Genomic DNA, 25,233 nt, shown 5'->3' on the forward strand with positions numbered 1-25,233 from the left:
CTGCGCGGTCGCTGGAGGTGGGTGGTCATGAGCACCCTCCGAGAGCAGGTACGATGGTCCGCGCTGCCTGAGACAGGCGGTACATGGTGGGTATAGCTCAGCTGGTAGAGCACCGCGTTGTGGTCGCGGGTGTCGCGGGTTCAAGTCCCGTTACTCACCCCAGCAGTCGAACGGCCCCGGGCAACCGGGGCCGTTCGCATGTCCGGCGGCGTCGAGCGGCCTCGGGATCGCGTGTTCTTGGTCACGGGATCAGGTGCGCGATCGACGTGAACTCCCGATGAATCTAGGCCGTCCGGCGCATCGGCAGGGCACCAATACGACACGTTTCGGCACGTCGAGTTAACCTTTGCGACGATTTCAGGCCATTATTGTTGGGATGCAGACCGTACGCAGCTGGCCCTACACCGTCGCTGTGGTCGTCTCGATGCTCGTCGGGGTGGCCGCAGTCGTCGGCACCTACTCTCTCGGGATCCCGATCAAGGACCCCGAGGGCTTCCTCGGCCCCGCATACGTGCGGCTGCCTCTCTTGGCGCTCCTCCTCTTCGGTATCGGCCTGGTCATCGCCGGTGCCCGCCGACGCGGCTGGCGACAGCTGCGGCAGGGCATGGTCGAGGTGGCCCGCTACGAGTGGAGCCTGGGCCGCATCATCTACATCGCGACCGGCCTGCTCACCTTCTACGTCTGCTACGTCGGGTACCGCAACCTCAAGAGCGTCCTGCCTGTCTACCGCGAAGGCGTCCTCTACGACCGCCAGCTGCTCGAGGTCGACAAGTGGCTCTTCGGTGGCACCGACCCGGCCGTGATCCTGCACGCGATCTTCGGTGTCGACCTGACGGCGGGCGTGCTCTCCTTCGTCTACCTGCTCTACCTGCCCCTCGTGCCGGTGAGCCTCATGGCCGTGCTCGTCCTGTGCCGTGACCTGGCCGTCGGCGCCTGGTACGCCACCGCGCTCAGCCTCAACTGGGTCCTCGGTGCGATGAGCTACTACGTCCTGCCGGCGCTCGGGCCCATCTACGCCCGGCCCGACCTCTTCTCGACGCTGCCCGACACCGGGGTGAGCGACCTGCAACAAGCCCTGTTGAGCAACCGCCTCGAGTTCCTCGCCGACCCGATCGCGAGCGACGCGATTCAGGGTGTCGCGGCCTTCGCCTCGCTGCACGTCTCGGTGACCTTCGCGCTCGCGCTCTTCCTCCAGCGCACCGGCCAGTCGCGCTCGCTGCGGATCGCTGCGTGGACCTTCTTCGGCCTGACCTTCGTCGCGACGATCTACTTCGGCTGGCACTACGTGCTCGACAACTTCGCGGGCGTGCTCATCGGCTACCTCGCCGTCGTCATCGGCGGCTGGGCCACCGGTCAGCGCGGCGGCCGGGTCGGCGGTGCCGTGGTGACGACCAAGGAGAGCGAGCCGGCGCCGTCGCTCGTCAACGCCGCCTGATCGACGTCCGTCGGCGGGCGTTCGCGACGCCGCGTGTGTACGGCGACCGACCGTGAGTTCGCAGCCTGCCGTCGCCACGGCCACCGAGGAGCGCAGCGGCTACATCGCCGTCCTGGTCTTCCCCCTGCTTATCGTCGCCGGGGGAGTGATCGGCTACCTGGCCGCTGACACCGTCTCCGGGGCGGCCCCCTTCGTCAACCCGCTGCTCGGGCTCGTGATGTTCACGATGGGTCTGACCCTGCGGCCGGCCGACTTCGCGCTCGTCGTGCGACGTCCGCTGCCGGTCGTCCTCGGGGTGATCGCCCAGTACGTCATGATGCCGTTGTGCGCGGTGCTCGTGGTGAGTCTGCTGGGCCTGCCCTCCGAGCTGGCCGCGGGCGTGATCCTCGTCGGGTGCGCCCCGGGCGGCACCGCCTCCAACGTCGTGTCCTATCTGGCGCGTGGTGACGTGGCTCTGTCCGTGGCGATGACCTCGGTCTCGACGCTCCTCGCCCCGCTCCTCACGCCGCTGCTCACGCTGTGGCTGGCCGGGCGCTACATGCCGCTCGACGGTGCGGGGATGGCCCGCACCATCGTGACGATCGTCCTGCTGCCCCTCATCGCCGGGATCATCGTGCGCCTGCTGCTCGCGCCGCTCGCCGAGGCCCTGCTGCCGGTCCTGCCGTGGCTGTCGGTGGCCGCGATCTCGATCATCGTCGCGATCGTCGTCTCGGGCAGCGCCGACGCCATGCTCTCGGCCGGTGCCCTCGTCCTCGTGGCGGTCATCGCACACAACCTGCTCGGCATGGCGCTGGGCTACGGCGCTGCCACGCTGGCGCGGCTGCCCGTCGCGGCCCGTCGCACCACGGGCATCGAGGTCGGCATGCAGAACTCCGGACTCGCCGCCGGCCTGGCGGCGCAGTACATGGACCCGCTCTCGGCCCTGCCGGGTGCCGTCTTCTCCGTCTGGCACAACGTCTCGGGCGCCCTCTTCGCCGCCTGGTGCCGGCGCCGCGACCGGCGGTCGTAGGACCGCCCGTCAGCCCACCTGGTGGCGCGCGGCGATCTCCTTGAGCTCCGCGGTCTCCAGCCCCGGCTGCGGACGGAAGACCGCCTCGCGGTAGTAGCGCAGCTCGGCGATCGACTCGGTGATGTCGGCGAGGGCGCGGTGGCCACCGTTCTTGTCCGGGGCGGCGAAGTAGGCCCGCGGGTACCACCGTCGGGAGAGCTCCTTGATCGAGGAGACGTCGATCATCCGGTAGTGCAGGTGCGCCTCGAGACCGGGCATGTCACGCACGAGGAAGGCCCGGTCGGTGGCGACGCTGTTGCCTCCCAGGGGCGCCTTGCCCGCGTCGGGGACGACCTGACGGATGTGCGCCAGGACCGCCTCCTCCGCCTCGGCCAGGGTGGTCCCCTCGGCCAGGACGTCGAGCAGTCCCGAGGTCGTGTGCATCTCCCGGACGAAGTCGTTCATCTGCGTCAGCGCGGCCTCCGGCGGGCGGATGACGATGTCGATGCCCTCGTCGAGCTGGTTGAGCTCGTAGTCGGTGATCAGCGCCGCGACCTCGATGAGGGCGTCGTGCTCGAGGGAGAGCCCGGTCATCTCGCAGTCGATCCACACGATGCGCTCGGACGAGTTCGAAGTCGATGAAGTCACGTCCGCCACCATATCCACCGGGGCACGTGGGTAGTCCTCCCCACCGACGCAAGGGAGTTGGCGCACTAGCGTGTAAGCCATGACGACGCCACCTCCTCCGCCCTCCGGGCAGCCTCCGGCTCCCGCCGGGCCTCCGCCGCCCCCTCCGGCCGCCGCCCCCCGGACGGCGACGCCGCCACCGCCGCCCGTGGGTCAGCAGCCCCCGCCGTCTCCGACCGGGCAGCAGCCCCCGCCGCCTCCGGGCCAGCCCGCGCCACCGTCCCAACCGTCCGAGGACACCCTCAGCCGGCGGCTGCTGCGACGTACGGTGCCGGACGAGCCCGAGTGGTACCGCACGGCGACCCGGTCGGTGCTGCTGGCCGAGGAGGAGGCTCGGACCGACTCCCGGGCCGAGGTGCTCGAGCAGCAGCGTGCCTACGAGGAGCAGCAGCGTCTGGCCCAGCAGGCCCAGGCGCAGCAGCAGGCCCAGCAGGCCTACGCCCACCCGGGTGGCGCGCATCAGCAGGCCCAGGCCGCGCTCGCCTACCAGCAGGCACAGCAGGCGGCCTGGCTGCAGCAGCAGAGCTACTCGGCCCACTACGTCACGGCGCAGGCACAGGCCAATCCGACGCCCCGGCCGAGGCTGCGCACGTGGATCCTCAGCGGGATCGTCATCGTGCTCTCCCTCATCGGTGCCGGGCTCATGGCACTGATCATCGGGGCGGAGTCGGGCGTGCTGGCGACCCTGGTCGGCCTGCTCTTCGCCCTCATCCCCCTCGTCTTCGTGCTGCCCCTCTTCCTGTGGCTCGACCGCTTCGAGGCCGAGCCGTGGCGTTACCTCGCCACGGCCTTCCTCTACGGCGCCTTCGGGTCGACCCTCGCGGCGCTCGTCCTCAACTCCCTCGGTGGGTTCGTCCTGATGGGCTACACCGACGCGGAGTCCGCCAACGTGCTGAGCGCGGTCTTCATCGCACCGCTCACGGAGGAGACCTTCAAGGGGCTCTTCCTGCTCGTCATGTGGTGGTTCATGCGCAAGGAGTTCAACGGCCTGACCGACGGCATCGTCTACGCCGGCATCGTCGCCGCGGGCTTCGCCTTCACCGAGAACATCCTCTACCTCGGGCGGGCCCTCGACCAGGGCGGCACCGAGGCACTGCTCGGCACCTTCGCCCTCCGCGGGCTCGTCAGCCCCTTCTGCCACCCGATGTTCACCGCCATGACGGGCATCGGGGTCGGCATGGCCTCGCTGTCGCGCCAGACCCCGGTGAAGATCATCGCTCCCTTCGTCGGGTGGTGCGCGGCGGTGCTGCTCCACGGCCTGTGGAACCTCGGCGCCTCCGCCGGCGTCACCGGGCTCGTCGTCAACCTCTCCTTCGGCTTCGTGGTCTTCGTCGTCTTCGTGGCCTTCGTCGTGTGGACCCGCCAGCGTGAGGGCAAGGTCATCGGTCAGCACCTGCTGCCCTACGCCGACTCCGGGTGGATCTCGCGCGACGAGGTCTCGATGCTCGCGTCGATGAAGGAACGGCGGGTGGCCCGCCGCTGGGCCCGGGCACGTGGTGGCAGCAGTGCCGTGCAGTCGATGCGCTCCTTCCAGGACACCGCCTCCGAGCTCGCGCTGCTGCGCTTCCGGACGTTGCGCCACGAGGCGGACCACGAGTCGCTGCACAAGGAGCGGGTGCTCCTGGACTCGATGACGGCCCGGCGACGGGAGTTCGCCGGAGCCTGACCGCGTCAGCGGGAGCAGCTCGGCCGCTGCGGGTCGGGGCGGGTCAGACCGCCTCGACCCGCAGGTCGTCCCCGGTGAGAGCCGCAACGGCCGCCCGGTGGTCGGGCGTCGTCGGGTCGACGTCGGCGAGGGCGATCATCGGGGGGCCGGGCTCGTCGGCGCGCCAGTCGACGAGCCGTGCCGGGTCGCGCGGACCGGACACGAGCACCTCGGAGGGGTCGACGACCAGGCCGCGACCGGTGGCCTTGAGCACGGCCTCCTTGCGCGCCCACACCCGGGCACGGGCGACGAGCAGGTCGTGCCCGTCGAGTCCGTCGAAGCCGGCGACCTCGTCGCGGGCCAGGGTCGCCGCGGCGAAGCCCTCGAAGTCGGCGTCGGTGAGGTCCTCGATGTCGACCCCGACCTCGACTCCCTCGGCGACGGCGACGATCGCGCTCGCACCGGTGTAGGAGAGTGAGAAGTGCCAGCCGGGGACGTCGCGCAGGCTCGGCTTGCCGTGCTGCTCGCTGCCGCAGGTGGTGCAGCGGCGGGCGAAGGCCAAGCCGGCGGGGTCGCGGTCGAGGAGCTCGCCGAGCACCCGGCGCACGAGGGCATGACCCGTGACGAAGGGGGGCGCCTCACGCTTGCGCCCGGCCCGCGCCCGCTCGCCGTCGTCGAGGATCGCCAAGTCGTCGGGGGAGTCGGTGACTCCCCTCTCGCGCACCACGATCCGGACGGACATGGTGCCGATGATGGCAGGTCGTCCCGCTCATTACACTGAAGCCGCCCGGGTCGTGGACACGTCCGTTCACCCGGGCATGCCTCCGTAGCTCAGCTGGACAGAGCAAGGGCCTTCTAATCCCTAGGTCGCAGGTTCGAGTCCTGCCGGGGGCGCCGACCTCCTCGGCGCCGATCTCGTCGACGCCGCTGCCGCCGTCAGTCGGTCGTCGTCACCGGTGCCGGGCGGCGGGTCCACGGCCAGGTCATCAGGGCCCACACGAGGGCGACGATGACGACCTCCACGGCGAGGTAGACCGGCCACGGGCCGAGGAGGTCGAGCAGCGACCCCGTGCCCGGCTTGCCGTTGACGAAGCCGTAGTTGGTGCCGAGCAGCAGGTTGAGCGGGTAGAGCACGAGCATCCAGGTCGCGGTGAGCGCCACCGTGCGGCGGTAGCCCGACCAGTCCGGCCGGTGACCCAGCCCGAAGGTGAGGAAGACGGCGGCCCAGACGACGAGGATGTGCATGGCCCAGAAGACGACGAACCGCGGGTCGGGGAAGTCGGCGGCCAGCGCCGGGGTGACGAGTGCCTGCGGCGTGAGGAGCAGTCCCCACAGGTAGGTCACGCAGATCGCGGTGTGGTTGCGGGTCCACAGGGCGATGACGGCGACGAGCGCCGCCAGGTCGCACAGCTGCAGCGGCAGGCTGACCCCGAGCTGGAAGTTGCCCGGCAGGTGGTCGAGGACCTGCAGCGGCAGCACCGCCGCGACGAGGACGAGCGCGAATCCTCGGGCGACCGGCTGGGGGTGCGCACGGGCGAGGCGACCCAGCAGCACCATCAGCGGGAGCCCCACGAGGCAGATCCCGATCATCGACAGGTGGGAGGTGCCCATCGCCTCGAAGCGGTCCGCACCGGTCATGGCCCGATCCTCCCGCGGCGAGGGGCGAAGGGGGTGAGTACCTCGCCCCATCATCGGTCCGGGCCCGACGCGCGCACGGGTGCGCGTCCACGTCGAGCCGACCCCCTTCGCTGGATAGGGTGTGCCGCATGGGTGAGATGCCGAGGGGACAGGACGACAGCAGCCTCCTGACCCGGGTGACGGCGCTGCGTGACGAGGTCGAACGAAGCCGGCTGACGCTCGATCTGCCGAGCACCCGGCAGGCGCAGTCCGAGCGGCAGGCGCTGCTCGACCAGCTCGACGACTACGTGATCCCCAGACTCCAGTCGATGGACGCCCCGCTGCTCGCCGTCGTCGGTGGGTCGACGGGGTCGGGCAAGTCCACCCTCGTCAACTCCATCCTGCGCCGTGAGGTGAGCCGTTCGGGCGTGCTGCGCCCGACGACGACGAGTCCCGTGCTCATCCACCACCCCGACGACGAGCGGTGGTTCCGCGACGCGCGGGTCCTCCCTTCGCTCGCCCGGGTCACCGGGGGCGACGCCGAGCCGCAGCCCGGCACCGTCCGGCTCACCCCGTCGACGACGCTGCCGCCGGGCATGGCGATCCTCGACGCACCCGACATCGACTCGGTCGTCTCGGCCAACCGCGAGCTGGCGGCGCAGCTGCTGTCCGCTGCCGACCTGTGGCTCTTCGTCACGACGGCCGCGCGCTACGCCGACGCGATCCCGTGGCAGCTGCTGCGGCAGGCCTCCGACCGGGGGACCGCCGTCGCGATCGTCCTCGACCGCGTCGACCGTCCCGCGATGACCGACGTGCGCTCCCACCTCATCGAGATGCTGCGCGAGCAGGGGCTCGAGACGGCGCCGGTCTTCGCGGTGCCCGAGACCGAGCTGGATCCGCAGGGCCTGATCCCCGAGCCCGACATCGAGCGCGTGCGCGGCTGGCTCACCGCCCTGGCCGGCGACCAGCGGGCCCGCACGATCGTCATCCGGCAGACCCTGCAGGGGGCCCTGCGCTCGCTCGACGGGCGGGCGGCCGCGGTCATCGACGCGGCGCGGTCCCAGCGCGAGCAGACCACCTCGCTGACCCAGGTCGCCTACGACGCCTACGACACCGCCGAGCAGGGCGTGAGCGACGGCATGCAGGACGGCCAGCTGCTGCGCGGCGAGGTGCTCGCCCGGTGGCAGGAGTTCGTCGGGACGGGCGAGTTCTTCCGCAAGGTCGAGAAGGGCGTCTCACGCCTGCGCGACCGGGTCACCTCGGCCGTCTCCGGCGGGCCGCCACCGGCCGCCGAGCTCGACCAGGCCCTGCACACCGGGGTCAGCGCCCTGATCCTCGCCGAGGCCGACACCGCCGCGGCGACCATCGCCCGGACCTGGCGTGGCACCGAGGCCGGCCCCGTCGTCCTCGACGACCACCCCGAGCTCGGCCACTCGTCGCGCGGCCTCGAGAGCGACGTCGAGCGGCTCGTGCGTGACTGGCAGGGCGACGTCCTCGACATCGTGCGGGCCGAGGGCGGCAACCGCCGCACCAATGCCCGCATCGCGGCCTACGGGGTCAACGGCATCGGCCTGTTCCTCATGCTCGTCTCCTTCGCCCACACCGGCGGCGTGCTCGTCGCCCCCGAGGTGGCCATCGCCGGCGGCACGACCGCCCTCGCACAAAAGGTCCTCGAGGCGATCTTCGGTGACCAGGCCGTGCGCGACATGGCCCGCAAGGCGCGCCAGCTGCTCCTCGACCGGGTCGTCGAGCTCTACGCCGCCGAGCGCGACCGCTACACCGCGGTGGTCGGTGACCTCAGCGTCAGCGAGGCCCAGATCCGCCGGCTCGAGCAGGCGGCTGCCGCGGTCGGGGAGGAGACCCGATGAGCCCGCGCAACCCACTTCGCCGTGGTGACACCCCGCAGGCCCTGACGGTCGACGAGCTGAGCGCCCGCGCCGATGCCTTGGCCGGCGCCGTCGAGACGGGCGGCGAGCGGTTGGAGCGTGGGGCGGCGCACCGGGCGACGGCCGTCGTCGACAAGGTGCGCGAGCGCAATTCTCTCGTCGGCGGTCACACCGTCGTCGCGCTCGCCGGGGCGACCGGGTCGGGCAAGTCCTCGCTCTTCAATGCCCTCGTCGGGGCGGACATCGCCCGGGTCGGGCAGCGGCGTCCCACGACGTCGACGCCGACCGCCGCGGTGTGGGGGACCGAGCCGGCGGGAGCGCTGCTCGACTGGCTCTCCGTGGGCACCCGACACCAGGTGACTGAGCCCGGCGACCTCGACGGTCTGGTCCTGGTGGACCTCCCCGACTTCGACTCGCGCGAGTCGGCTCACCGCGAGGAGGCTCAGCGGATCCTCGAGCTCGTCGACGTCTTCGTGTGGGTGACCGACCCGCAGAAGTACGCCGATGCGGTGCTCCACGACGACTACGTCGCCGTGCTGCGCGACTACGGGGCCGTGACGATCGTCGTGCTCAACCAGGTCGACCGGCTGCCGCCCGGTGGCGAGGAGCAGATCGCCGCCGACCTGGCGCGCCTGCTCGAGCGTGACGGGCTCCAGCAGCACGAGGTCATCGGCACCTCGACCCGCACCGGGGTCGGCCTCGACGCACTTCGCTCACGGCTGCACGACGCCGTCGAGCACTCCGACGCCGCCCGCCACCGGCTGGGCGCCGACCTGCGCACCGCGGCCGGCGGCCTGCTCGACTCGGTGGGGGAGAGCGGCGCCGGGGTGCCCGACCGCGCCCGCGACGAGCTCGTCGACGCGCTCGCCCGCAGCGCCGGGGTCCCGACCGTCGTCGACGCCGTCGCCCGCGACTTCCGGATGGAGTCGTGGGCCCGCACCGGGTGGCCCTTCACCCGCTGGGTGCGCGCCGTCCGCCCGGCACCGCTCAAGCGGCTGCGGCTCGACCGCGATGTCGCGGGGTCACCGGACATCACCGAGCAGGACGTACGTGCCGTGCTCGGTCGTTCCTCGATTCCGTCGCCGGCGCCGGCGGCCCGAGCCGCGGTCGACCTCGCCGCCCGGCGCATCGGTACCAGTGCCGGCGAGGGGCTGCCGACGCGGTGGGCCGACGCGGTCGCCGACGCTGCGCGCCCTGCCGACGCCGACCTCGCCGACGAGCTCGACCAGGCGGTGCTGCGCACCTCGCTGCGGGGTCGCAAGCCGCTCTGGTGGGCGGTCCTCGGCCCGCTGCAGGTCGTGCTCGCGCTCGCGGCGCTGGCCGGGCTCGTGTGGCTCGTCGTCATCGCGCTCGCGGGGTGGCTGCAGCTACCCGACGTCCCGACCGCCGACATCGGACCCTTCGCGATGCCCTTCCTGCTGCTCGTCGGCGGTCTGCTCGCCGGACTGCTGCTCGCGGCGATCGCGCGCTGGCTGGCCGCGATCGGTGCCCGCAAGCGGGCCGCGACGGTCGACAAGCGGTTGCGTCGGGCGATCGGCGAGGTAGGCGATGCCCGCGTCGTCGAGCCGGTCGAGCAGGTGCTCTCCCAGCACGACCGGACCCGCGCGGGCATCGAGCGCGCCCTGGGGTGAGGACACCCGGCGCCGTGGGGCTCAGCCCGACGGGAGCAGGGCTGTGCCCTCACCGGTGAGCCCGTGGGCGGCGCGGGCCCGGCCGGCGCAGACCATGAGCAGCTCGAGGACCGGACCGGTCAGCTCTGGCCCGTCACCGCGGACCCAGTCGACGTCTGTGGCGACCATGTGCACGCCGCGCACGAGTCGCCATCCGCCGAGGAGCGAGCTGAGCAGACGGCACCGGTCAGCGGCGACGGCGGCGGCCTCGGGGTCGGGGTCGTGCGAGCGCCCCAGCGGATGCAGCACGTCCTGGTGGTGCACGAGCGCGTCCACCAGCGGCTCGACGGCCGTCGTCACGGGGACGTGCCGGGTCGAGTCGGCGTAGGTGGCGAAGTCGGCGAGCACCTGCTCGGGCGTGCGCGTCGCACCGAGGCGCTGGACCTCGCGCCGGATCATCGAGTTGTAGCCACGACCGAGGTTGCGCCCGAGCATCCCGGGCAGCTGCGCCCAGCCGATCTGCGGGTTGGAGATGACGTGGGCGGCGACGTCCTTGACGCTCCAGCCCGCGCACAGCGACGGGTGCTCCCACTCCTCGGGGGTCAGGCTCTCGAGGGTGGCGGCCATCGCCGCTCGCTCCTCGTGGATGAGCGCCCAGAGGCGGGTCCGGTCCATGCCCACGATCTTCCTCGTCCCCAGTCCTGAGCGGTAGATCCCGGTCGTCCACAACCTGCGTCGCGCGAGGCCGCGCCCCCTTCGTCTCGGTGAGTCTGGGTGCACGGACCCGCCGACCGCGGTGGGTGGGGAGAGAGGACAGATCATGAACGAAGTCGAGATCACCGTCGCCGGCCGAGTCGTCGCCGACCCGGAGCACCGGGAGACCGGTCAGGGGCGGACCTTCACGACCTTCCGCATCGCCTCGACGGTGCGTCGGCGCAACCGCGAGGGGGTCTTCGTCGACGTGTCGACGAGCTTCTACAACGTCGCGGCCTTCCGCTCGCTGGGGATGAACTCGCACGGCTCGCTGCGCAAGGGCGACCCCGTCGTCGTCCACGGTCGGTTGACCATCAACTCGTGGCAGCGGGCCGACGACTCCTGGGGCAGCTCGGCCGACATCGAGGCGGTGAGCGTCGGGCACGACCTGACCTTCGGCACCACCGAGTACGCCAAGGCCGCCCGGGGTGTCGTCGACAGCCTCGCGCAGGAGGCCGGCGCGCACGGCCTGGACCGGATGACCGAGCGCTACGAGCAGGGCGAGGGCCCTGCGTGGGGCGGCCCGGCACCGTCGACCACGCCGGACGGTGAGACCTCCGCCGGCGAGGGCGAAGGGGAGGACACGCCCGTCGCCGTGCCGGCCTGACCGGTCGGTCGGGGCGCGGAGCCGGGGAGGATTCGGGCGAGGGGGCAGGAGTGGATAGCCTGCCCCCATGGCCGACTACATCTACACCATGGTCCGTGCGCGCAAGGCGCACAACGAGAAGGTCATCCTCGATGACGTCTCGATGTCCTTCTTCCCCGGAGCCAAGATCGGGATGGTCGGGCCCAACGGGGCCGGAAAGTCGACCATTCTCAAGATCATGGCCGGGCTCGACCAGCCGAGCAACGGCGAGGCGCAGCTCAAGCCGGGCGCGACCGTGGGCATCCTGCTGCAGGAGCCGCCGCTCAACGAGGACAAGACCGTCCTGGGCAATGTCGAGGAGGGCGCGGGCGAGATCAAGACCAAGCTCGACCGCTACAACGAGATCTCCGAGCTGATGACCGAGCCCGACGCCGACTTCGACGCGCTCATGGACGAGATGGGCAAGCTCCAGGAGGACATCGACCACGCCGACGCCTGGGACCTCGACTCCCAGCTCGAGCAGGCGATGGACGCGCTGCGCTGCCCGCCGCCGGACGCCGACGTCACCGTGCTCTCCGGTGGTGAGCGCCGCCGCGTCGCGCTGTGCAAGCTGCTCCTGCAGAAGCCCGACCTGCTCCTGCTCGACGAGCCGACCAACCACCTCGACGCCGAGTCCGTGCTCTGGCTCGAGCAGCACCTCGCGTCCTACCCGGGCGCCGTCGTCGCCGTGACGCACGACCGCTACTTCATGGACAACGTCGCGCAGTGGATCGCCGAGGTCGACCGCGGCCGGCTCTACCCCTACGAGGGCAACTACTCGACCTACCTGGAGAAGAAGCAGGAGCGCCTGCAGATCCAGGGCAAGAAGGACGCCAAACTCGCCAAGCGGCTGAAGAACGAGCTCGAGTGGGTGCGTTCCAACCCCAAGGCCCGCCAGACGAAGAACAAGGCGCGTCTCGAGCGCTACGAGGAGATGGCGGCCGAGGCCGACCGGACCCGCAAGCTCGACTTCGAGGAGATCCAGATCCCGCCGGGCCCGCGCCTGGGCAGCAAGGTCATCGAGGTCAAGGGCCTGAAGAAGGGCTTCGACGACCGCGTGCTCATCGAGGACCTGTCCTTCTCCCTGCCGCGCAACGGCATCGTCGGCATCATCGGTCCCAACGGCGTCGGCAAGACCACGCTCTTCAAGACCATCGTCGGCATCGAGGAGCCGGACGCGGGCGTCGTCGACATCGGCGACACGGTCAAGCTCTCCTACGTCGACCAGAACCGCGGCGGCATCGACCCGGAGAAGAACGTCTGGGAGGTCGTCTCCGACGGGCTCGACCACATCCAGGTCGGCCAGGTCGAGATCCCCTCGCGTGCCTACGTCAGCCAGTTCGGCTTCAAGGGTCCGGACCAGCAGAAGAAGTCGGGCGTGCTCTCCGGTGGTGAGCGCAACCGTCTCAACCTGGCGCTGACGCTCAAGCAGGGCGGCAACGTCCTGCTCCTCGACGAGCCGACCAACGACCTCGACGTCGAGACCCTGGGTTCGCTCGAAAATGCGCTGCTCGACTTCCCGGGCTGTGCCGTGGTCATCTCCCACGACCGGTGGTTCCTCGACCGCGTCGCGACGCACATCCTCGCCTACGAGGGCACCGAGGAGAACCCGGCGAGCTGGTACTGGTTCGAGGGCAACTTCGAGGGCTACGAGGCCAACAAGATCGAGCGCCTCGGCGAGGAGGCGGCGCGTCCGCACCGCGTGACGCACCGCCGCCTGACCCGCGACTGAGGTCTCGCCGCACGACGACGGGCGCTCACCCCTGCCGGGGGCGGGCGCCCGTCGCGTTGGGCTACCGCAGCTCGGCCTCGACGAGGTCGGCCGCCCGTGAGGTGCCCCCCTCGGCCCGTGTCTGGTGTGCCAGCTCGGCCAGCCGAGCGGCGACGTCGCGGTCCGCGAGGAGCTCGTCGCCCGCGGTACGCAGGGCCTCGGCCGTCGCGTCGGCGGTGTCGATCCGCCGCGCCACGCCGAGCCCGACGAGGGTGTCGGCATTGGCGAACTGGTCGACGTCCTGCGGGACGGCGATCATCGGGGTCGCGGTGAGCAGGCCCTCACCGGAGCCGCCCATCCCGGCATGGGTGACGAAGAGGTCGGCCTCGCGCAGGATCGCCAGCTGGGGCACCCACCGGTGGACCTCGACGCCGTCGGGGAGCGCACCCAGCACGTCGATGTCGACCCGTCGCCCGACCTGCAGCACGAGGTGCCAGCCGGGGCGACCGCCGAAGGCGGCCACGCACTCCCGGTAGAAGTCCGGCTGATCGGTGTAGCTGGAGCCGAGCGAGACGAGCACGACGACCTCGGCGCCGTCCGGGCGCTGCCACGACCCCTGGTCGGCGCGCTCGCCGATGCAGGGACCGACGAAGGAGATCCGCCGCTCGTCGACCCGGTCGGCGTGTGGTTGCATCGCCCGGGGGACCAGGGCCAGCGCCCGGGGAGGGGTGCCGGCGAAGGCGTCCGGGTCGTGCGTCGTGGCCCCCGACCTCTCGAGCCAGGCGGCGAAGTCCGCCCGGTACTCCGCGGCGCCGGGCAGCGCCATGATCTGGTCGCCGACCTCCTGCGCGTAGCCCTCCCAGGCGACATAGGTCGGTGACAGCTGGACGAAGGGAGCCCCCTGCGCCTCGGCGAGCACGCGCCCTCCGTAGCCACCGATGTCGGCGAGGTAGAGGTCGGCGGGGTCGGCGGTGAAGTGCTCGCGGACCTGCTCCAGACCCTGCACGGCGTCCTCGAGGAAGATCCGCATGGCGGCGATCGGGTCGTCCGGCCAGTCGCCCTCGGGCAGGGTCGAGGTGCACGGCACGAGCTGCGCCCCCGTGTCCTCGACCAGCTCGCGCTGGTGCGGGTCGTTGACGACGCTCACCCGGTGCCCGCGGGCAACGAGCTCGCGCAGGATCTCCAGGCTGGGCAGGGTGTGGCTGACGGCGTCGACGCCGAACATCGCGATGTGGGCCATGCCCCGATGGTCGCCCCGGGGACGGGCGCGACGCCAGCGAGTTTCGGGCTGGGTCGGGTCTCGCTGTCGCCCCACGTCGGTAGCGTGCCGTCATGCCCACACTCGCCGAGCAGGTCGACGGACGCACGAGCATCGTCGACGAGGTCCTCACCGGGTCGATGGGGGAGGGCGAGGTCCTCTCGGGGGTCGAGCTGGTCGGGTGCACCCTGCGCGACGCCCAGCTGGCCGGAGCCACGCTCGCCGGCGTCCGACTGGAGGGCTGCGCCCTCGAGCGGGTCGACCTCTCGCGCGTGCGCCTGCCCGACGCGGTCGTCGACGGCTGCACCTTCACCGGGTGCAAGGCGCTCGCGACCTCGTGGTCGATGCAGCGGGCCCCGGTCCTGGCTCCGGACCCGTCGACCTGGGTCGAGTGCCAGCTGGCCATGGGCAGCTTCGGCGGGCTCGACCTGAGCGGCGCGCGCTTCGAGCGGTGCGTGCTCACCGACGCCGACTTCGACGAGGCCGTCCTGCGCGAGGCCGTCCTCGACGACTGCTCGCTGGCGGGGGCCCGCTTCGTGCGGGCCGACCTGCGCGAAGCCGACCTGCGCACCGCCCGCGACTACGTGATCGACGTGGGCGATGCGCGGGTTGCCGGGCTGCGGGTCGACGCGGTCGGCGCGCTCGGTCTCCTCGCCCCCTTCGGCGTCGTCGTCGGCTGAGGCCGGGGCTGGCTCAGCGGTGCTCGGCCGCCTAACGGGCCGACCAGACCCGATCTGCGGCGGTGATGCTCGCCGGGGATTCCAGGTCCACCCCGGCCCTCGCGGCGGCGCGGCGCACCCGCGGAGAGTCGAGGTCAGGCAGCCGCACCGTCTTGGGCTTGATCGTGGAGTCGAGGTCGGCCCGTGCGCGCTGGCGCGTGGCCTGCGCGTCCCCGCCGGCCTCCGCCCGCCGCTCGACCTCCTGGGTGACCGCGACCGCGGACCCGCTGATCGAGGACGAGACGAGCGGGGTGTAGCCGTCGCGGTGACCGGCGACATTGGGGTGGTAGCTCTCGACAATCGGGTCGGACAGCCCGTTGAGCCACTCGGGGTCGTCGCAGACCGCGTGACCGGTGAAGGCAGAGGTCGGGTTGACGAAGGTGAAGCCCGCGGACTGCGCGGCCGAGCGCAGCCGGGAGTTGAGCAGGTCGGCGGTGGCGTTGAGCCGGGTCTGCTCCTCGGGGCTGAACCACGTGAGGGCATTGCAGTCCTCGCCCATGAAGACCCGCGGGTAGCCGACGACCACGACCCCGGCGTTGGGCGCCTTGCTGCGGATCGAGCCGTAGAGCGTCCCCAGCCGCCCCGGGAGGGTGCCGTCGATGAAGGTCTCGGCGTTGTCGATCGCGCCATTGCAGTCACTGGCCCAGCCGGGCATCGCGCACTCGGTGAGCACGTGGGCGAAGCCCGCATCGTTGCCGCCGACCGAGATGCTCACCCGGTCCGTCGAGGTGCTGAGCGCCGCCAGCTGCGTCGCGGTGACATCGGCGGTCGTGGCGCCGGAGCAGGCGCGCAGGTCGAGGTCCAGCCCACCGGCCGCCGCCGTGAGCGAGGGGTAGGCGAGCGTCGAGCGCAGGCACGAGGTGCCGTCGTCGAGGTACTGACGGGTCCCCGTGCCCGAGGAGTAGGAGTCGCCGAGGGCGACGTACTCGTCGCCCGGAGCGGCCTGTGCGGAGGCCGGTGCCGACAGTGCGGCGATGGTCAGGGCGATGGCCGTGGTGGCGAGCGGACGGGACACGTGCATGCCGGGCTGCTCGGGGGGCGATGTGGTGTGGCTCACGTCGCACGCTAGGGCGCACCGAAGGGGGGTGCCCGCCGACCTGACGAAGTCCGGATGGACTCCTGACCGAGTCCGGACGCCTGCTCAGTCCTCGCGCGCCCCGACGAGACGCAGCGCGAGGGTCGCGTAGGTGCGACCGATCTGCTCGGGCGTGGTGCGCTTGATGCCCGGGTGGTACCAGCGGGCGACGTCGACGACGAGGGAGAGCGCGGCCAGTGCGGTGGCCCGGGTGTCGGTGACGTGGAAGTCACTGGAGGCGACGCCCTCGGCGATGATCCGCTCGACGACGCCGTCGATCTCGCGACGCAGGGTGAGCACCTCGCGCTGGTGGTCGGGGGAGAGGTGGCGGAACTCGTACTGCACGATCCGCGCGACCTGGTGCTGCTCGGCGTGCCAGCGGGCGAAGGCCGAGATGACCTCGGCGAGGGCATGGGGCGGCGAGTCGGCCGCTGCCGCCGCGGCGGCCAGGTCGTCGCGGGCTGCCTCGTGGCCGACCCGGCTGAGCTGGAAGAGCAGGTCCTCCTTGCTCGTGAAGTGGACGTAGACGCCGGCTGGCGACAGCCCCGCGCGGGAGGCGATGTCGCGCGTGGTGGTCGCGTGGAATCCCTTGTCGGCAAAGGCATCCGCGGCCGCCTCGAAGAGGCGCACGACCGTCGGGTTGCTGTGCTCGGGCAGGGAGGGTGTCGGCGTCGTCACGGTTGACAGCATGCCCGCCGGAGGCGAGACTAAGCAAGCGCTTAGTCCGTTCTGCACGTCACGTCCCAGAAGAGGTGGACACATGCCCCGCAACATCTACGACGAGGACCACGAGGCCTTCCGCAGCTCCGTCAAGGAGTTCGTCGACCGCACCCTCGTCCCGCGCGCCGAGTCGATGATCGCCGAGCACTCCATCCCGCGTGAGGTGTGGCTCGAGGCCGGCAAGCAGGGCTTCTTCGGTCTGACCATCCCCGAGGAGTTCGGCGGGGCGGGCATCGACGACTACCGCTTCAACGCGGTCCTCGCCGAGGAGCTGGCGAAGTTCAACGTCGCGGTCTCCTCCTGCTTCGGCATCCACGCCGACATCACCGCGCCCTACATCGTCGCCCTCGGGACCGAGGAGCAGAAGCAGCGCTGGCTCCCGCAGGTCGCCACCGGCGAGAAGATCCTGTCCATCGGCATGACCGAGCCCAACGGTGGCTCGGACCTCGCCGCCCTGAAGTCCACCGCGGTCAAGGCCGACGACGGTTCCGGCGACTGGATCATCAACGGCTCCAAGACCTTCATCACCAACGGTCACCAGTGCGACCTCGCGGTGGTCGCGATCCGCACCGACCCGAGCAAGGGCCCCAAGGGCATCTCGCTCTTCGTCCTCGAGAAGGAGGACGAGGGCTTCACCAAGGGCAAGCCCCTCGACAAGGTCGGCCAGCCCGAGTCCGACACCTCCGAGCTCTTCTTCGACAACGTGCGCGTCCCCGCGGACCGTCTCCTCGGCCCCGAGGGCATGGGCTTCATCTCGATGATGCAGAAGCTCCCGCAGGAGCGTCTCGGCAATGCCGTCGGCTGCGTCGCGCACGCCGCCCAGATCCTCGGCGAGACGATCGAGTACACCAAGGAGCGCAAGGCCTTCGGTCAGCCGATCGGCTCCTTCCAGCACAACAAGTTCAAGATCGCCGAGCTCGTCACGAGCATCGAGGTCGCCCAGGCCTACGTCGACGACTGCGTCGCGGCGCACGCCGAGGGCAAGCTCTCCGCCGTCGACGCCGCCAAGGCGAAGTGGTGGGCCGCCGAGACCCAGAGCAAGGTCCTGGACGAGTGCGTGCAGCTGCACGGCGGCTACGGCTACATGAACGAGTACCGCGTGGCCCGCGCCTGGCGCGATGCCCGGATCAACAAGATCTGGGCGGGCACCAACGAGATCATGAAGGAGCTCATCGGCCGCGACCTGGGCCTGTGACGCCAGACGCATGCGAGGTCGTGGGCGACGAAGGAGCCTGCGGCTGCGCGGAGTCGGCGGAGCGGGCCCCAAGAGTGGGCCTGTGACACCGGGCTAGCGCCGCACGGCAGGCCCACCCCGTGAGACGGGGTGGGCCTGCCTTCGTCTTCCCTGCGTGATTTGAGACACTGGGAGACCAGCAAGGCGAAGGGAGCCCGGTGAGCACCACAGCGCACGTCATCACGGTCTCGAACCGGGTGAGCGCCGGCGAGCGGGAGGACCTGTCGGGTCGCACCGCGGTCGAGCTCCTGGAGGCGGCCGGCCTCGAGACGACGACGAGCGTCGTCCCGGACGGCGCGGACGAGGTCGAGTCCGTCCTGCGCGCCTCCATCGCGGCGGGGTACCGCCTGGTCATCACGAGCGGTGGTACCGGCGTGACGCCCACCGACCGGACGCCGGAGGGCACGGCACCGGTCCTGGACCGCGAGGTCCCCGGTCTCGCCGAGCTGCTGCGTGCCGAGGGCTCGCGGCACACCCCCTTCGCCGCGATCTCCCGTGGCCTGGTCGGTGTCGTGGACGCCTCGCCGGACCACCCGGGTGCCCTCGTCGTCAATCTCCCCGGCAGCCCCAAGGGGGTCCGTGAGGGCCTGGACGTGCTCCTGCCCCTCGTCGAGCACGTCCTCGACCAGATCGCTGGAGGTGACCACTGATGGCACACACCGCGTGGATCGCCACCGACCCGATCGACCTGACGGACATGCTCGCGAGCGTGAGCGGGCCGACCCACGGAGCCGTCGCGAGCTTCGTCGGGCAGGTGCGCGACCACGACCCCGAGGCGAGTGGCCGGGTCGTCGCCCTGCGCTACACCTGTCACCCCGACGCGCCCGCCCTCATCGAGCAGATCGTCGCGCGGACCGTCGCCGAGCACGACCCGGCGGGCGAGGCCGACGTGGCGGCGATGCACCGCATCGGTGACCTCGACGTCGGTGACCTCGCGCTCGTCGTCACCGTGGGCAGCGCCCACCGGGATCTCGCCTTCACCCTCTGCCGCGCCGTCGTCGAGGCGGTCAAGCACGAGCTGCCGGTGTGGAAGCAGCAGTTCGAGGCCGACGGCTCGCACGCATGGTCGGGGCTGAGCTGCTGATGACTCGCCCCCTGATCGATCCCCACGGTCGCGTCCACCGCGACCTGCGGGTCTCGCTGACCGACAAGTGCAACCTGCGCTGCACCTACTGCATGCCGGCCGAGGGCCTGCCCTGGCTGCCCAAGGACGAGCTGCTCACGACCCCCGAGCTGCTCACCCTCGTCGAGGCGGCGGTCACGGCAGGCATCACCGAGGTGCGTCTCACCGGTGGCGAGCCGCTCGTGCGCCCCGACGTCGTCGAGATCGTCGCGGGCATCGCGGCGATGGAGGGCCCGCAGGGCCGTCCCGAGGTGTCGATGACGACCAATGGCCTGGGCCTGGCCAAGATCGCGCCGGCACTCAAGGAGGCCGGCCTGGCCCGGGTCAACGTCAGCCTCGACACGCTGCACCCGGAGCGTTTCCACGAGATCACGCGTCGTGACCGCTTCGACGACGTCGTCGCCGGCATGGCGGCCGCCCACGAGGCCGGGCTGCAACCGGTCAAGGTCAACTCGGTGCTCCAGCGCGGCATCAACGACGACGAGGTCGTCGACCTCACCCGGTGGGCGGTCGAGCGCGGCTACGAGCTGCGCTTCATCGAGCAGATGCCGTTGGACGCCCAGCACAGCTGGGAGCGCACGGAGATGATCACCGGGCACGAGATCCTCGCGTCGCTGCGTGCCGAGCTCGACCTCGAGGAGCTCCCCGGGCGAGGTGCCGCACCGGCCGAGCGCTTCCTCATCGACGGCGGCCCGGCGACGGTGGGTGTCGTCGCCTCGGTGACGATGCCCTTCTGCGGGTCGTGCGACCGGCTGCGCCTCACGGCCGACGGCCAGCTGCGCAACTGCCTCTTCGCCAACGGCGAGACGGACCTGCGCGGGCCGCTGCGCTCCGGCGCGACGGAGGAGGAGATCCATGCTCTCGTGCACGAGTGCTTGGCCCTCAAGCTGCCCGGCCACGGGATCAACGAGCACGGCTTCCTCCAACCGCCGCGTCCGATGAGCGCGATCGGCGGGTGACTCACCCCCCGGCGAAGGGGGGCAGCACGTCGATCGTCGCTCCGGCGGTGACCGGTGTGGAGTCGTCGTCGACGTAGCGGCCGGCGTGCAGCACGGAGCACCGCTCGAGGACCTCGCTCAGCCGGTCCCCGTGCGCCCGACGGGCAGCCGCGAGCACCTCGCCGACGGTGGCGCCGTCGAGCTGCTCCTCGTCGGTGCCGGCCGCCTCGGCGGCGCCGGCGAAGTACCGGATCGTCGTGCTGCTCATGCCTGCTCCGTCCTCGACGCCGGGGGCAGCGTCGACTCGAGGTGCGATCGTAGGGACTCCAGGTCGACCGGTCGGCCCTGCTCCTGGAGACGGCCCACGGCCAGCCCGAGGATGTAGGCACCGACCGGCGCCATCGGGCGCTCGACGCCGTGGGCGATCGTCCTGGTCGTGTCGAGGATGCTGCGCACGTCGACGGCCTCGGGGTCGAGTCCCAGTGCGGCACAGGCCCGCTCGATCCAGTCGGCCCAGCGCTCCTGCGCCTGCTGGTCGTCGGTCCGGGGGCTCATCGCTCCTCCTCCTGCTGCGCGGACTCCGACGGGGCGTCCTGCGGATGCTCCAGTCGCTCGGCCCACCGGGCCAGCTCGGCCCAGGTGTCGATGTCGGCGACGTCGTCACGGCTCGCCGGCAGGGTGACGAGTGTCGACTCCGCGAAGAGCTCACGCAGCGACCGGTCACGCGGCGACCCGAGCCGCTCGAGAGCCCGGCGCAGCGTGCTCGTGCGGTGGATGCCGAGCAGCCACTGGGGGCGGTCGTCCGCCTCGGCCAGGCACCAGCCGTCGTGCTCGTCGGTCGTGACCTCCTCGCTGCGGACCGCGAAGGACCAGGCCGCCAGCAGCCGCCCGAGTGCCGGGAGAGGGTTGGCGAGGTCGCACGAGGCGAGCAGGGTCCACTCGGCGCTCGAGCCGGCGGCGTCGAGCTCGGACAGCCCGGCGGCGAGCCCGGCCACCGGCCCGCCCCGAGGTGGGTCCTCGAGGGTGCGGTGGACGCCGTCGGGGACCGCGACGTCACCGACGACGGCGATCGCCTCGGCATCGGCCACGGCGACGATCACGCGGTCGAGCAGGCGCTGGCCGTCGAGCTCGAGGTCGGCCTTGCTCGCACCGCCGAGGCGTGAACCCGTGCCACCGGCGAGGATGACGGCGTCGAAGGGGGCGGGGTCGTTCATGAGTCCTCCCGGGTCCAGGCGCCGCTGCGGCCGCCGGTCTTCTCCAGCAGACGGATGTCGGTGATGTGGGCGCTGCGGTCGCGCCCCTTGACCATGTCGACGACGGCGAGGGCTGCGACGCTGACGCTCGTCAGGGCCTCCATCTCGACACCGGTGCGGTCCGCGGTGCGCACCGTCGCGGTGATGTCGACACCCGTGTCGGTGATCGTCAGGTCGACGACGGCACCGTGCACGCCGATGACGTGGGCCAGCGGCAGCAGTTCGGGCGTCTTCTTCGCCGCCTGGATCCCGGCGATGCGTGCGACGGCGAGGACGTCCCCCTTCGGCACGGTACCGTCCCGCAGGAGCGCGACGGTCTCGGCGGAGGTCACCACGAGGCCTGCGGCGGTGGCCGATCGGATCGTCGGCTGCTTGTCGGTGACATCGACCATGCGGGCGTGGCCCGCGGTGTCGAGGTGGGTCAGCGGGTGGTCCATCTACAGGCTCCTGACCCCGACGAGGTCGCCGGGCTCGACGGTGTCGGTCTCCTCGTCGACGACGGCCAGCGCGTGGGCGCCGCCGACCGAGGTGGCCATGTGCGAGGCGGATCCCCGCCGGTGGGCCGGGGTGGCGACGAGGCGTCCCCGGTCATCGCTCGTGAGGCGCACGGGAACGAACTGCCGGCGTCCCTGGGGGGAGCGCCAGCCGGTACCGGCGACCGCGAGCGTCGCACCGCCGGGTGCCTCGCGGCCCAGCAGGCGGTCGACGACGGGCCGGCCGAAGACCTCGAAGGAGATCGCCGTGCTCACCGGGTTGCCGGGGAAGGCCAGCACGGGCACGCCGTGCCACCGGGCCCAGCCCTGCGGCTTGCCGGGTTGCATGCGCACGTGGCGGAAGACCCCGTCGGCGGAGTCCTGCAGGACGATGCGGGAGACGTCGAAGTCGCCCACGCTCACCCCGCCGGTGAGGATGATCAGGTCGCTGCACCGTGCGAGATCGTCGAGGCCCGAGGTGAAGGCCGCGCGCTCGTCCCCGAGGACGACGGGTCCGCGCACCTCGACCCCGAGCTCGGTGAGGGTGGCGGCGAGGTGGGTGCCGTTGGACTCGAAGATCTGGCCCCGCTCCAGGGCCCCACCGGGGGCGACGAGCTCGTCACCGGTGGCCGCGACGGCGACGACCGGGCGGCGTCGCACGGAGACGGTGGCGGTGCCCGCGGCTGCGAGCGTGCCGAGCACGCGTGCGGTGATCGTCACCCCGGCGTCGGTGACGACGTCATTGGCCCGCACGTCCTCACCGGCGCCGCGCAGGTGCTGTCCGGGCTCGACGGTCCCGGTGATGGTCACGATTTCGTGCCCGCCGTCGGTGAGCTCGACCGGGACGATCGTGTCGGCGGCCGTGGGCACCGGCGCGCCGGTCATGATGCGCACGCACTCGCCGGCGGCGAGGGCGGGGTCGAGCGAGGACCCGGCGGCGACCGCTCCGACGACGCGCAGCGTGCCCGGCCCAGCGGTGAGGTCGGCGTGCCGCACGGCGTAGCCGTCCATGCCCGAGTTGGCGAAGGCGGGCACATCACCGCGGGCCCGCACCGGCTCGGCGAGGACCCGGCCCAGGGCTTGTGCCAGTGGGACCTGCTCGGTGTCCGTGAGTGGCCCGCTGCCGGCGAGCAGGTCGGTGAGCAGCTCCTCGCGGTACTCGTCGACGGTCAGCAGGGCGCGGGCGGTGGGGCTGGTCATGCGGGGGACTCCTCAGCGAGCGGGACCGGGTCGGGCCAGGCGAGCATGCCGCCGTCGAGGACGTGCAGCTGCTCGAAGCCGCGGGCACGCAGCGTGGTCGCCGCGAGTCGGGCCCGCGCCCCGGAGTGGCACACGAGGACGATGTCGCGGTCGGTCGGCAGCGCGTCGCTGGAGGCCGGGTCACCCGTGAGGGTCGGCACGGGGATGTGCACGGCGCCCGGGACGCTGCCGGACGCCAGCTCGTAGGCGTCTCGCACGTCGAGGACGAAGGGGGCGTGCGCCCCGGCGAGCTGGTCGGCCAGGTCGGCTGGGGAGACGAGCGTGGCACCGGCGGGGTCGGTGTCCGCGACCGGGGTGGGCAGGACCGCCGGGGGGCGGGTGCGTGGCCCGCGTGCGACGAGGGGCAGCTCGCGCTGGGTGGCGGCGAGCACGTCGATGAAGAGCAACCGGCCGACGAGGGGCGCACCGACACCGGTGATGAGCTTGATCGCCTCGGTCGCCATCATCGAGCCGACCTGGCCGACGAGTGGTCCGACGACGCCGGCGTCACCGCAGGCGGGCACCGATCCGGGGGCCGGCGGCCGTGGGAAGAGGTCGCGCAGCCCCGGGGCGGGGTGGCCCTCCGGCGCCGCGGTCCAGAAGACGGTGAGATGGGCCTCGGTGCGGTAGACGGCTGCCCAGACGAGAGGGACACCGAGCTCGTCGCAGGCGTCGGCCACCGCGTAGCGGGTCTCGAAGTTGTCGCTGCCGTCGAGCACGACGTCGTGGTCGACGAGCAACGCGGCGGCATTGTCGGCAGTGAGGTGGTCGGTGACCCCGACGATCTCGACCTCGGGGTTGAGAGCCCGCAACCGCTCGAGGGCGCTGTCGATCTTGGGCCGACCCACGTCCGCGCTCGAGTGGATGACCTGCCGCTGCAGGTTGGTCTCGTCGACGACGTCGTCGTCGACGACGGTGATCCGACCGACGCCGGCCGCGGCCAGGTAGAGCAGCGAGGGGGAGCCGAGACCACCGGCCCCGATGACCGCCACACGGGCGGCGACGAGGCGACGTTGACCCCCTTCGCCGATGGTCGGCATGAGCAGGTGGCGCGAGTAACGGCTCACCTGCTCCCCGGTCAGCGCCGGTCCGGGGGCAACGAGCGGTGGGAGGCTCATGTCCTGACCGTAGTTCACCACTGCTGCGGGTCGCTGCCCGGTCTCGTCGCGCCGTGCGCCCGTCTGGACGTCGTGGCGGGGTGCTGGCCGTGCGGCGGGGTGCTCGTCATGAGACCCCCGCTCAGGCCACGGGCTTGATCCGCACCATGGCCTCCTGGGCGATGGTCGCGACGAGGACACCCTCCTCGGTGAAGACCTTGCCGACCATCAGCCCGCGACCGGAGCGGGTCGAGGGCGACTCCTGGTCGTAGAGCAGCCAGGCACCCGGGTCGACGGGGCGGTGGAACCAGATGGTGTGGTCGATGGTCGCCGGCGTCAGCCCGGGCTCGGACCAGGTCAGGCCGTGGGCCCGCAGCATGCTGTCGATCGGCGTGTAGTCCGAGGCGAAGGCGAGGACGGCACAGCGGGTCAGCTGGTCGTGGGGGAGCTGGGCGATGGTCCGGAACCACACCCGCTGGTGACCGTCCTGCTCGGGGGCCGGCGCCATCATGATGTCGCCGTCGACGTAACGGTGGTCGACGGGCCGGGTGGCGACGTACTTGGCGCGCGGGTGGTCGATGACGCCGTAGCTGTCGCCGATGGACTCGAGGTCGTCGGGGGAGGGCACATCGGGGGCGGCGACCTGGTGGTCGAGGCCGTCGGAGGGGTCCTGGAAGGACGCGGTCATCGACAGGATCGGGCGTCCGTGCTGCAGCGCGTGGACGCGTCGGGTCGAGAAGGAGCGGCCGTCGCGCATCCGCTCGACGGCGAAGCGGATGGGCAGGTCGGAGTCCCCGGGACGCATGAAGTAGGCGTGCAGGGAGTGCGGCATCCGGTGCGGCATCTCGGGGAGGACGGTGCGCCCGGCCGCCATGAGCGCCTGCGCGAGCACCTGTCCGCCGAAGACCCGCCCGTGCGGCATGGCGATGCTCTCGCCCTCGAAGACGTCGGCGGAGCTCGCGCCGAGCTCGCCCACCCCGTCGGCCCCCTCGACGCGGATGGTCGCGTGACCGACCTCCTGGAGCTCGAGCGTCGCCAGAGCGGTGCTCAGGTTGATGCGCTGTGCTTGCTCAACGGAGTCTGCGGCCATGGTGCTCCTCGGTGTCACGTGGTCAACGGACCGAGCCTAGGCGAGAGGGGTGCCCGG

At 71.8% G+C, this 25,233-nt stretch carries 26 protein-coding genes and 2 tRNA genes; 14 read left to right on the top strand and 14 right to left on the bottom strand.

Annotated features, from left to right (window positions below):
- The first annotated feature begins 86 nt into the window (after positions 1-86).
- From B9B60_RS13735 to B9B60_RS13745, 3 genes are all read left to right on the top strand, one after another.
- Positions 87-162, top strand: a tRNA-His gene (locus B9B60_RS13735).
- Between the two features lie 214 nt (positions 163-376).
- Positions 377-1,435: a phosphatase PAP2 family protein gene (locus B9B60_RS13740; RefSeq protein WP_084452249.1), complete on the top strand. Its 1,059-nt coding sequence runs from the start codon at positions 377-379 to the stop codon at positions 1,433-1,435.
- 52 nt (positions 1,436-1,487) lie between these two features.
- Positions 1,488-2,444, top strand: coding sequence for a bile acid:sodium symporter family protein (locus tag B9B60_RS13745; protein ID WP_084452251.1), 957 nt, complete (start codon positions 1,488-1,490; stop codon positions 2,442-2,444).
- Between the two features lie 9 nt (positions 2,445-2,453).
- Here B9B60_RS13745 and orn read toward each other — a convergent pair whose 3' ends face one another.
- On the bottom strand, positions 2,454-3,083 hold the full coding sequence (gene orn / locus B9B60_RS13750) for an oligoribonuclease (RefSeq protein ID WP_072625075.1): 630 nt from the start codon (positions 3,081-3,083) through the stop codon (positions 2,454-2,456).
- 295 nt (positions 3,084-3,378) lie between these two features.
- Between orn and B9B60_RS13755 the strand changes: the two genes are divergently transcribed.
- A complete protein-coding gene (locus B9B60_RS13755) occupies positions 3,379-4,776 on the top strand; it encodes a PrsW family intramembrane metalloprotease (RefSeq protein WP_223277610.1) in 1,398 nt (465 codons plus the stop codon).
- A gap of 43 nt (positions 4,777-4,819) precedes the next feature.
- Here B9B60_RS13755 and B9B60_RS13760 read toward each other — a convergent pair whose 3' ends face one another.
- Positions 4,820-5,497, bottom strand: a complete 678-nt coding sequence (locus tag B9B60_RS13760) for a 4'-phosphopantetheinyl transferase family protein (protein WP_084452253.1) — start codon at positions 5,495-5,497, stop codon at positions 4,820-4,822.
- A gap of 78 nt (positions 5,498-5,575) precedes the next feature.
- Between B9B60_RS13760 and B9B60_RS13765 the strand changes: the two genes are divergently transcribed.
- Positions 5,576-5,649, top strand: a tRNA-Arg gene (locus tag B9B60_RS13765).
- A 42-nt stretch (positions 5,650-5,691) separates the two neighbouring features.
- Here the strand turns inward: B9B60_RS13765 and B9B60_RS13770 are convergent.
- Positions 5,692-6,393 (bottom strand): YwaF family protein, encoded by a 702-nt coding sequence (locus B9B60_RS13770; RefSeq protein ID WP_084452255.1) that lies wholly within the window; start codon positions 6,391-6,393, stop codon positions 5,692-5,694.
- A gap of 128 nt (positions 6,394-6,521) precedes the next feature.
- Between B9B60_RS13770 and B9B60_RS13775 the strand changes: the two genes are divergently transcribed.
- Entirely contained in the window at positions 6,522-8,240 is a 1,719-nt protein-coding gene (locus B9B60_RS13775; RefSeq protein ID WP_084452257.1) for a GTPase domain-containing protein, read from the top strand.
- Positions 8,237-9,889 (top strand): GTPase family protein, encoded by a 1,653-nt coding sequence (locus B9B60_RS13780; protein ID WP_084452259.1) that lies wholly within the window; start codon positions 8,237-8,239, stop codon positions 9,887-9,889. The genes B9B60_RS13775 and B9B60_RS13780 overlap by 4 nt, the downstream gene beginning before the upstream one ends.
- 21 nt (positions 9,890-9,910) lie before the next feature.
- Here B9B60_RS13780 and B9B60_RS13785 read toward each other — a convergent pair whose 3' ends face one another.
- Positions 9,911-10,543, bottom strand: coding sequence for a maleylpyruvate isomerase family mycothiol-dependent enzyme (locus tag B9B60_RS13785; protein ID WP_159451216.1), 633 nt, complete (start codon positions 10,541-10,543; stop codon positions 9,911-9,913).
- A 145-nt stretch (positions 10,544-10,688) separates the two neighbouring features.
- Between B9B60_RS13785 and B9B60_RS13790 the strand changes: the two genes are divergently transcribed.
- Together B9B60_RS13790 and ettA are read left to right on the top strand one after the other, a co-directional pair.
- Positions 10,689-11,228 (top strand): single-stranded DNA-binding protein, encoded by a 540-nt coding sequence (locus B9B60_RS13790; RefSeq protein ID WP_072625070.1) that lies wholly within the window; start codon positions 10,689-10,691, stop codon positions 11,226-11,228.
- 67 nt (positions 11,229-11,295) lie between these two features.
- Complete coding sequence (ettA, locus tag B9B60_RS13795; RefSeq protein WP_084452263.1) at positions 11,296-12,978, top strand: energy-dependent translational throttle protein EttA; 1,683 nt, start codon at positions 11,296-11,298, stop codon at positions 12,976-12,978.
- 61 nt (positions 12,979-13,039) lie between these two features.
- On the opposite strand, the gene B9B60_RS13800 is transcribed toward ettA, so the two are convergent.
- Positions 13,040-14,197, bottom strand: coding sequence for a macrolide family glycosyltransferase (locus tag B9B60_RS13800; protein WP_234993880.1), 1,158 nt, complete (start codon positions 14,195-14,197; stop codon positions 13,040-13,042).
- Positions 14,198-14,289: 92 nt separating this feature from the next.
- Here B9B60_RS13800 and B9B60_RS13805 point away from each other — a divergent pair, with 92 nt between their 5' ends.
- Positions 14,290-14,895, top strand: coding sequence for a pentapeptide repeat-containing protein (locus tag B9B60_RS13805; RefSeq protein WP_072625067.1), 606 nt, complete (start codon positions 14,290-14,292; stop codon positions 14,893-14,895).
- A 31-nt stretch (positions 14,896-14,926) separates the two neighbouring features.
- Here the strand turns inward: B9B60_RS13805 and B9B60_RS13810 are convergent, their stop codons facing one another.
- Both B9B60_RS13810 and B9B60_RS13815 read right to left on the bottom strand, forming a co-directional pair.
- The gene (locus tag B9B60_RS13810; protein ID WP_234993881.1) at positions 14,927-15,991 is read right to left on the bottom strand and encodes an SGNH/GDSL hydrolase family protein; all 1,065 of its coding nucleotides are present in this window, start codon (positions 15,989-15,991) and stop codon (positions 14,927-14,929) included.
- A gap of 84 nt (positions 15,992-16,075) precedes the next feature.
- The gene (locus tag B9B60_RS13815; RefSeq protein ID WP_223277607.1) at positions 16,076-16,687 is read right to left on the bottom strand and encodes a TetR/AcrR family transcriptional regulator; all 612 of its coding nucleotides are present in this window, start codon (positions 16,685-16,687) and stop codon (positions 16,076-16,078) included.
- Positions 16,688-16,769: 82 nt separating this feature from the next.
- Between B9B60_RS13815 and B9B60_RS13820 the strand changes: the two genes are divergently transcribed.
- The 4 genes from B9B60_RS13820 (at position 16,770) to moaA (ending at position 20,045) form a co-directional block, all read left to right on the top strand.
- Positions 16,770-17,924, top strand: a complete 1,155-nt coding sequence (locus B9B60_RS13820) for an acyl-CoA dehydrogenase family protein (RefSeq protein WP_084452267.1) — start codon at positions 16,770-16,772, stop codon at positions 17,922-17,924.
- Between the two features lie 197 nt (positions 17,925-18,121).
- A complete protein-coding gene (locus B9B60_RS13825; protein ID WP_072625063.1) occupies positions 18,122-18,613 on the top strand; it encodes a MogA/MoaB family molybdenum cofactor biosynthesis protein in 492 nt (163 codons plus the stop codon).
- Positions 18,613-19,047 carry a molybdenum cofactor biosynthesis protein MoaE gene (locus B9B60_RS13830; RefSeq protein ID WP_084452269.1) on the top strand — a complete coding sequence of 145 codons (435 nt, stop codon included), beginning with the start codon at positions 18,613-18,615 and terminating at the stop codon, positions 19,045-19,047. The genes B9B60_RS13825 and B9B60_RS13830 overlap by 1 nt, the downstream gene beginning before the upstream one ends.
- Positions 19,047-20,045, top strand: a complete 999-nt coding sequence (gene moaA, locus B9B60_RS13835; protein ID WP_084452271.1) for a GTP 3',8-cyclase MoaA — start codon at positions 19,047-19,049, stop codon at positions 20,043-20,045. Before B9B60_RS13830 ends, moaA begins: the two co-directional genes overlap by 1 nt.
- A 1-nt stretch (position 20,046) precedes the next feature.
- Here moaA and B9B60_RS13840 read toward each other — a convergent pair whose 3' ends face one another.
- The 7 genes from B9B60_RS13840 to B9B60_RS13870 form a co-directional block, all read right to left on the bottom strand.
- Positions 20,047-20,292, bottom strand: a complete 246-nt coding sequence (locus B9B60_RS13840) for a MoaD/ThiS family protein (RefSeq protein WP_007925982.1) — start codon at positions 20,290-20,292, stop codon at positions 20,047-20,049.
- The gene (locus B9B60_RS13845; RefSeq protein WP_084452272.1) at positions 20,289-20,579 is read right to left on the bottom strand and encodes a DUF6457 domain-containing protein; all 291 of its coding nucleotides are present in this window, start codon (positions 20,577-20,579) and stop codon (positions 20,289-20,291) included. Before B9B60_RS13845 ends, B9B60_RS13840 begins: the two co-directional genes overlap by 4 nt.
- Entirely contained in the window at positions 20,576-21,238 is a 663-nt protein-coding gene (gene mobA / locus B9B60_RS13850) for a molybdenum cofactor guanylyltransferase (RefSeq protein ID WP_143445594.1), read from the bottom strand. The genes B9B60_RS13845 and mobA overlap by 4 nt, the downstream gene beginning before the upstream one ends.
- Complete coding sequence (gene moaC, locus B9B60_RS13855) at positions 21,235-21,714, bottom strand: cyclic pyranopterin monophosphate synthase MoaC (RefSeq protein ID WP_084452274.1); 480 nt, start codon at positions 21,712-21,714, stop codon at positions 21,235-21,237. Before moaC ends, mobA begins: the two co-directional genes overlap by 4 nt.
- Positions 21,715-22,950: a molybdopterin molybdotransferase MoeA gene (locus B9B60_RS13860; RefSeq protein ID WP_084452276.1), complete on the bottom strand. Its 1,236-nt coding sequence runs from the start codon at positions 22,948-22,950 to the stop codon at positions 21,715-21,717. It abuts the gene before it with no gap.
- Positions 22,947-24,107, bottom strand: a complete 1,161-nt coding sequence (locus B9B60_RS13865; RefSeq protein WP_084452381.1) for a ThiF family adenylyltransferase — start codon at positions 24,105-24,107, stop codon at positions 22,947-22,949. Before B9B60_RS13865 ends, B9B60_RS13860 begins: the two co-directional genes overlap by 4 nt.
- A 121-nt stretch (positions 24,108-24,228) precedes the next feature.
- Positions 24,229-25,176 carry an acyl-CoA thioesterase gene (locus tag B9B60_RS13870; RefSeq protein ID WP_084452278.1) on the bottom strand — a complete coding sequence of 316 codons (948 nt, stop codon included), beginning with the start codon at positions 25,174-25,176 and terminating at the stop codon, positions 24,229-24,231.
- Between the last annotated feature and the right edge of the window lie 57 nt (positions 25,177-25,233).

The organism is Janibacter indicus, from assembly GCF_900176385.1.
GTDB classification, from domain to species: Bacteria; Actinomycetota; Actinomycetes; order Actinomycetales; family Dermatophilaceae; genus Janibacter; species Janibacter indicus.